The sequence below is a fragment of the Terribacillus jepli genome, assembly GCF_047228925.1.
Classification (GTDB): Bacteria; Bacillota; Bacilli; order Bacillales; family Amphibacillaceae; genus Terribacillus.
In genome coordinates this window covers 58,852-65,068 of record NZ_JBFEGH010000019.1, presented here as the reverse complement: position 1 = coordinate 65,068, position 6,217 = coordinate 58,852, and the positions used below count along the sequence as shown (strand labels likewise).

At 45.8% G+C, this 6,217-nt stretch carries 6 protein-coding genes and 11 tRNA genes; 1 reads left to right on the top strand and 16 read right to left on the bottom strand.

Annotated features, from left to right (window positions below; translation table 11 throughout):
• Positions 1–137: 137 nt before the first annotated feature.
• From AB1K91_RS17595 to AB1K91_RS17540, 12 genes are all read right to left on the bottom strand, one after another.
• Positions 138–214: transfer RNA gene (locus AB1K91_RS17595), tRNA-Ile, on the bottom strand.
• A 19-nt stretch (positions 215–233) separates the two neighbouring features.
• Positions 234–307: transfer RNA gene (locus tag AB1K91_RS17590), tRNA-Gly, on the bottom strand.
• Between the two features lie 35 nt (positions 308–342).
• Positions 343–419 (bottom strand) — tRNA-Pro (locus tag AB1K91_RS17585).
• A 9-nt stretch (positions 420–428) separates the two neighbouring features.
• Positions 429–505 (bottom strand) — tRNA-Arg (locus tag AB1K91_RS17580).
• Between the two features lie 60 nt (positions 506–565).
• Positions 566–652: transfer RNA gene (locus AB1K91_RS17575), tRNA-Leu, on the bottom strand.
• Positions 653–729: 77 nt separating this feature from the next.
• Positions 730–802 (bottom strand) — tRNA-Lys (locus tag AB1K91_RS17570).
• Between the two features lie 16 nt (positions 803–818).
• Positions 819–889, bottom strand: a tRNA-Gln gene (locus tag AB1K91_RS17565).
• Positions 890–894: 5 nt separating this feature from the next.
• Positions 895–971, bottom strand: a tRNA-Asp gene (locus AB1K91_RS17560).
• A 30-nt stretch (positions 972–1,001) separates the two neighbouring features.
• Positions 1,002–1,073, bottom strand: a tRNA-Glu gene (locus tag AB1K91_RS17555).
• Between the two features lie 8 nt (positions 1,074–1,081).
• A tRNA-Ser gene (locus tag AB1K91_RS17550) sits at positions 1,082–1,172 on the bottom strand.
• 2 nt (positions 1,173–1,174) lie between these two features.
• A tRNA-Asn gene (locus AB1K91_RS17545) sits at positions 1,175–1,249 on the bottom strand.
• Positions 1,250–1,407: 158 nt separating this feature from the next.
• Entirely contained in the window at positions 1,408–1,884 is a 477-nt protein-coding gene (locus AB1K91_RS17540; protein ID WP_413091701.1) for a SprT family protein, read from the bottom strand.
• Between the two features lie 87 nt (positions 1,885–1,971).
• Between AB1K91_RS17540 and cmpA the strand changes: the two genes are divergently transcribed.
• Entirely contained in the window at positions 1,972–2,094 is a 123-nt protein-coding gene (gene cmpA / locus AB1K91_RS17535) for a cortex morphogenetic protein CmpA (protein WP_093727607.1), read from the top strand.
• Positions 2,095–2,136: 42 nt separating this feature from the next.
• On the opposite strand, the gene AB1K91_RS17530 is transcribed toward cmpA, so the two are convergent.
• The 4 genes from AB1K91_RS17530 to rsbW all read right to left on the bottom strand — a co-directional run bounded on the left by AB1K91_RS17530 (position 2,137) and on the right by rsbW (position 6,217).
• Positions 2,137–4,299, bottom strand: coding sequence for a Tex family protein (locus tag AB1K91_RS17530; protein WP_413091700.1), 2,163 nt, complete (start codon positions 4,297–4,299; stop codon positions 2,137–2,139).
• 89 nt (positions 4,300–4,388) lie between these two features.
• Positions 4,389–4,985, bottom strand: a complete 597-nt coding sequence (locus AB1K91_RS17525; RefSeq protein ID WP_413091699.1) for a SpoIIE family protein phosphatase — start codon at positions 4,983–4,985, stop codon at positions 4,389–4,391.
• Complete coding sequence (sigB, locus tag AB1K91_RS17520) at positions 4,978–5,769, bottom strand: RNA polymerase sigma factor SigB (protein WP_413091697.1); 792 nt, start codon at positions 5,767–5,769, stop codon at positions 4,978–4,980. Before sigB ends, AB1K91_RS17525 begins: the two co-directional genes overlap by 8 nt.
• Positions 5,741–6,217, bottom strand: coding sequence for an anti-sigma B factor RsbW (gene rsbW, locus AB1K91_RS17515; protein ID WP_093727604.1), 477 nt, complete (start codon positions 6,215–6,217; stop codon positions 5,741–5,743). The genes sigB and rsbW overlap by 29 nt, the downstream gene beginning before the upstream one ends.

Sequence of the window (6,217 nt, the reverse complement as noted above, 5' to 3'; positions counted from 1 at the left end):
CGTTCGTCCTGAGCCAAGATCAAACTCTCCATGAAAGTGTTGATGCTTTGTGCTCGTTAGAGCTGACGTTGATCTTACGATCATATCGTTTAGTTCGTAATTGGTTGTTTTGTTCAGTTTTCAAAGATCAAAAATCATGGTGGGCCTAAGTGGACTCGAACCACCGACCTCACGCTTATCAGGCGTGCGCTCTAACCAGCTGAGCTATAGGCCCATATCATATATTGTATGAATGGAGCGGGTGAAGGGAATCGAACCCTCGACATCAGCTTGGAAGGCTGAGGTTTTACCACTAAACTACACCCGCATATGTTAATGTTGAGGTTGATGGGTTGGAACTGCTGGTCGGGAAGACAGGATTTGAACCTGCGACCCCTTGGTCCCAAACCAAGTGCTCTACCAAGCTGAGCTACTTCCCGGAGTAATAATGGCGCGCCCGAGAGGAGTCGAACCCCTAACCTTTTGATCCGTAGTCAAACGCTCTATCCAATTGAGCTACGGGCGCTTATCTTAAGAACAACTTTTATATCATATCATTCAGCTCATAACTTGTCAACACTTTTTTTGGTGCGGCCGAGAGGACTTGAACCTCCACGGGTTATTCACCCACTAGGCCCTCAACCTAGCGCGTCTGCCATTCCGCCACGACCGCATAAAGTCAAAAGAAAAATGCTGTCTGTGCTGCACAGCATCGGCAGATCTATATGATCATCTTTCATTTTAAACAGATGAGCCATGAAGGACTCGAACCTTCGACCCTCTGATTAAAAGTCAGATGCTCTACCAACTGAGCTAATGGCTCACAACAAAAAAGTAAGCTGGGCTAGCTGGATTCGAACCAACGATCACGGGACCAAAACCCGTTGCCTTACCGCTTGGCTATAGCCCAATAAATGGCGGTCCGGACGGGACTCGAACCCGCGACCTCCTGCGTGACAGGCAGGCATTCTAACCAACTGAACTACCGGACCGAGCCTTGAAAGACTCGTTATGAAAAACGATGACCCGTACGGGATTCGAACCCGTGTTACCGCCGTGAAAGGGCGGTGTCTTAACCGCTTGACCAACGGGCCATTTATGATGGCGGAGAAGGAGGGATTTGAACCCTCGCGCCGCTTACGCGACCTACACCCTTAGCAGGGGCGCCTCTTCAGCCACTTGAGTACTTCTCCACTGGCTCCACAGGCAGGATTCGAACCTGCGACCGATCGGTTAACAGCCGATAGCTCTACCACTGAGCTACTGTGGAATGATCTTTATAACATCTTAGCGACCTTATGTATCTTACAACAACTTTCGCTATCTGTCAACCACTTTTGTGATTTTTTTCGTACCGCTCGTCGACGGCTTAATAAATTTATCATGGATTTCAAAACACGTCAACACTTTTCTTGAAAGTTTTTGTTTTTATTTCTCCGATATACTCCTATCCTCAGTCTTTTTCAGCTTCCCACCACATTTTCCACATCCATATTTACGTATATCGACTGCCTTTCTACGCTTATACAAATGCCCGCATTTTGTACATTTATAAGATAGCAGCTGCTTTTCTTTTACAGATGGAAGCACATTGCAAAAGCGCGGTGAATTGGTTCGGTGCAGCAACTCCCGAAATTCTGGATCACGATGGCCATACCCTTTGCCTTCGATATGCAAGTGATAATGGCATAGTTCGTGCTTGATGATTCCAATCGTCTCTTCTTGTCCGAGTTCATCCAAGTACTTGGGATTGATTTCAATGATTCTTTTCCCGGGCAAATATCTGCCTCCGGTCGTCCGGAGACGATTATTATACCTTGCTATATCAACAAATGGCTTTTGAAACCATGCAATAGAAATTTCTTCGACGATTTGTTGCAGATTATGCATGGTGATTTCTTTCATTACATAAGCACCTCCTGTTCCTGTCATGCATATGATGCTGCAGACATTCATTTTTCCCGATATCCAAGGGCTGCAGGAGGTAAAAGAATGCCTAATTGGTTGAAAAATCAACTATCACAAGCTTTTCTCACAAAAAACGTAAACCAATTGAAGGTGTTGAACCAATGCTGGTTCTTCTATAAGCAGAAACAGCATTCCAACGGCGGCTAAAGCCCCTGTCCCACACGGGACAGGGGCTTTTCACTGCTGCTGTCACTTCACCATTGTAAGGGCTATTCGCTGTTTGTCAATGTCCACTTTATCAACCCAGACAGTGACAACATCCCCCACAGAAGCTATATCCATTGGATGTTTCACGAATTTATTCGACATTTTGGATATATGGACAAGCCCATCTTGTTTGACGCCTATATCGACGAATACACCGAAATCGACTACATTGCGGACAGTTCCCTGGAGCTCCATACCTTCCTTGAGATCTTCCATTGCCAATACATCTTGTTTCAATAATGGCTGAGCCAAATCATCACGCGGGTCTCTTCCCGGTTGATTCAGTGCCTGTATGATATCCTGCAGCGTCAATTCACCAATATCGAACTCGGCTGCAATCTGGTTGATATCCAGATCTGCCAGCTTCTCTCGCAGCTGATCGCTGCCTATATCCGCAACAGTTGTACCAAGCCGCTCCAAAAGCTGCTTGGTAATCGTATAACTCTCTGGATGGATCGGTGTCCTATCAAGCGGCTCCTCGCCGTCCAAGACACGCAGGAAACCGATACTCTGCTCATATGTTTTACTTCCAAGCCTTGGAATGGATTTCAGTTGCTTACGCGATGTGAATTTGCCAATCTCATTCCGTTGCTTCACCACATTTGCTGCCACCGTCTTACTAAATCCAGAGACGTACTGCAGCAAAGATTCCGAAGCTGTATTCACATTAACCCCAACTTGGTTTACCGCAGTTTCCACGACAAACCCGAGAGAGTCATTAAGCTTCTTTTGACTTACATCATGCTGATATTGCCCCACACCTATCGATTTGGGATCAATCTTGACCAACTCTGCTAACGGATCCTGTATTCTGCGACCAATCGAAATAGCACTGCGTTCCTCCACTTGCAGATCAGGAAATTCCTTTCTGGCCAATTCTGATGCTGAATACACACTTGCGCCAGCTTCGTTTACGATTATATAAGCGACACTGCTTCCGGATTGGCGAATCACATCCGCAATGAATTGCTCTGTTTCCCTTGATGCAGTTCCATTTCCTATGGCTATCAGTTCGACATTGTATTTATCCAGCAATCCATCGACTACCTTTTTCGCACCTTTGACATCGTTGCGCGGTGCTGTAGGATAAATCACATTTTTTTCAAGCAGCTTCCCTGTCTCGTCGATTACAGCCAGTTTACAGCCTGTACGGAATGCCGGGTCCACACCTAATACGACACGACCTTTCAATGGCGGTTGAAGCAAGAGATTCTTCAAATTCTCCGAGAAGATTTTAATGGCTTGTCCTTCCGCCTTCTCCGAAAGCAAAGCACGAATTTCCCGTTCTACCGACGGCTGGATGAGTCGCTTATAGCTATCCTCGATCGCTGTTTGCAATGCCGAAGCAACTTCAGCAGAAGTCCTTTGCTTGATGATTTTACGTTTAAGATAAGCTAGGATGACATCCGCAGGAGGCTCAACAGTAACCCGCAAAATACCTTCCTTCTCGCCTCGGTTGACAGCCAAGGTACGATGGGAAGCCATTTGACGGATCGGCTCCTGATACGCATAGTACATTTCGTATACGCCTTTCTCATCGTCTTCTGCCTTTTTGACTTTGGTTAAAAGAATGCCTTGCTTCTCGGTCTTTTCTCTAATATAATCCCGGAAAGCCGCTTGCTCACTGATCCATTCCGCCACTATGTCGCCAGCACCTTGCAGCACTTCTTCCACAGTATGTAACTCTTTTTGAGGGTCCAGATAGTTCTGTGCTTCTTTTCCAAGGTCTGGAATGGTTTGTTCATACAGCCCTTTTGCAAGAGGCTCCAATCCTTTTTCTTTCGCAATCGTTGCCTTTGTCCTCCGCTTTTGCTTATACGGACGATATAAATCTTCCACGCGCTGGAGCTGCATGGCTGCTAGGATATCGCGCTTGAGTTCCTCCGTGAGCTTCCCTTGCTCCTCAATCAAACGGATCACTTCTGTTTTCCGTTGGTGAAGCTGCTGTGCATATTCCCACTTATCTTGAATTGCTTTGATTTCTACTTCATCGAGAGCTCCCGTCTGCTCTTTTCGGTATCTGGCAATAAACGGTACGGTATTGCCCTCTCCCAGCAGGTGGATGACCTGTTTGATGGATGACTGTTTAATTGCTGTTTCTTTTTCGACCCATTGTATGAGTCTGTCTTGAATCGATGCTTCCAATATTGTTCCTCCTGACTGCTGCTATCCTCATTGTATCAGAATTGCGGGGCAGATAAAAAAAGGATCGGCACCTGAGTCAGGTACTGATCCTATTCTGTGTATTTCATAGCAATCAATGTAATATCATCTTCATGTGGCTTTTGTTTGCTAAGAGCGAACATATCCCTTATTTTCCGGGCTTCCTTTTCTTTGAAAAGATCCTGCGTAAGCTCATTATCAGAAACCCCATCAGAAAACATAACGAATATCATATCATCTTGCAGAATTCCACGGGAAATCTTGTACTTCCTTGGATACCCTGCAAGAAATCCCTGGCTCGGTATACACCGTTCTTTTTTACCGCTTGTAATCGTCATGATTCCGATATTGCCAATGGAAGTGAAGGAATAAGTGCTTGTCCGATAATCCACCTTCAAGATACCGAGCACGACTCCGCGTTTACCGACCAGTACTTCATTCGATCTTTTGATCAACTCATCGATTCCGCTATGCACATGGTCTCGGATTACATCTATCACTACTTGTGATGACTCTTTGGCAAATTCCCCGCTTCCAAGTCCATCAGCCAGCACACAGATGAATTCATGTTCCGATTCATGGTAGAAGTAACTATCTCCGCAATAATAGTTTCCTTTCTTGGGCTCCTGGAATGCCGACACTTCCATATGCAAGTAGAAATCATTCAAAACTGTCAGCACCCTCGGCTTGCAAGGCTTCCCGTAGCTTACGCAAAGCTCTTCTCTGCAGACGCGATACATGCATCTGAGAAATGCCGAGTCTTTCTCCGGTGTCTTTTTGGCTCATATTTTCGAAATAAGTACAGCGAAGGATTTCCTGCTCCCGCTCACTAAGAATCGGAAGCACCTTTTCCAGCAGCATTCTGCGGTCGATATCTTCGTAACCATTATCCTTCGAACCTACCAAATCGAGGATCGCTACAGTACTTCCATCCGAGTCAGCTTCAATCTTTCTGTCAACAGATAATGCCTTATAGCTTTTACCCATTTCCATCGTTTCCAATATGTCCTCCTCGGACACTTCCAGATAGGCAGCGATTTCCGCCACAGTCGGGGACTTCTGATTCTCTGTCGTCAGTTCGTCGATTGCCTTGCGTATTTTCGGTCCGAGCTCTTTTATCCGCCGCGGCACATGGACGCTCCATGTCTTATCACGGATGAAACGTTTGATCTCCCCGATTATTGTCGGGATGGCAAATGATTCAAAAGACTTACCGAAATCCGGGTTGTATCGCCGGATTGCCGCAAGCAAACCTAGCATTCCGACTTGGACCAAATCTTCATGGATGGAACTGTTTTTGGAATATTTCCTTGCTATGGATACGACGAGATCTTTGTATGTGAGTACGATTTTTTCTTGGATTTCTTCATCTGTGGGATGCTTTTGCAGATGATCTATCCATTTATAAACCTCATCCTCACGGTTATTGTGTGGTTGAGATTTGGTCGTCATCTAGCCCCACCTCATTTTCATGAAGGTATTTCGTCATGAGGACGATCACTCCAGAATCGCTGTTGATTTCCACTTTGTCCATCAACGCGTCAATCAGGAATAAACCGAAACCGCCCTCCCTCAGCTGTTCGATGGGTTCTGCGGCCTCATACGGCCCAATATTCCGTTTTACTTGATCCAAGTTGAAACTGCCGCCGTGATCGGCAACCATCACTTCGAGACGATTCTCATATACACCGAAACCAATCGTAACTTCGCCATCTTCATCTTTTTCATATGCATGGTTTACTGTGTTCGTCACAGCCTCGGAAATTGCAACCTTTAAATCCTCGATATCCTCGTAGGAAAAACCCATCCGGTTTGCAACACCTGAAGCCGTCAAGCGAATCACACCAACGTATTCTGGTTTAGCCGGTACTTTGATCTCGATAAAATCGAAAGATTCCAT

Bases quoted from the DNA above. Each gene is read 5' to 3' on its own strand.
- sigB (WP_413091697.1), bottom strand. From the start codon at position 5,769: ATGACGACCAAATCTCAACCACACAATAACCGTGAGGATGAGGTTTAT.
- cmpA (WP_093727607.1), top strand. From the start codon at position 1,972: ATGCCTAATTGGTTGAAAAATCAACTATCACAAGCTTTTCTCACAAAA.
- AB1K91_RS17540 (WP_413091701.1), bottom strand. From the start codon at position 1,884: ATGAAAGAAATCACCATGCATAATCTGCAACAAATCGTCGAAGAAATT.
- rsbW (WP_093727604.1), bottom strand. From the start codon at position 6,217: ATGGAATCTTTCGATTTTATCGAGATCAAAGTACCGGCTAAACCAGAA.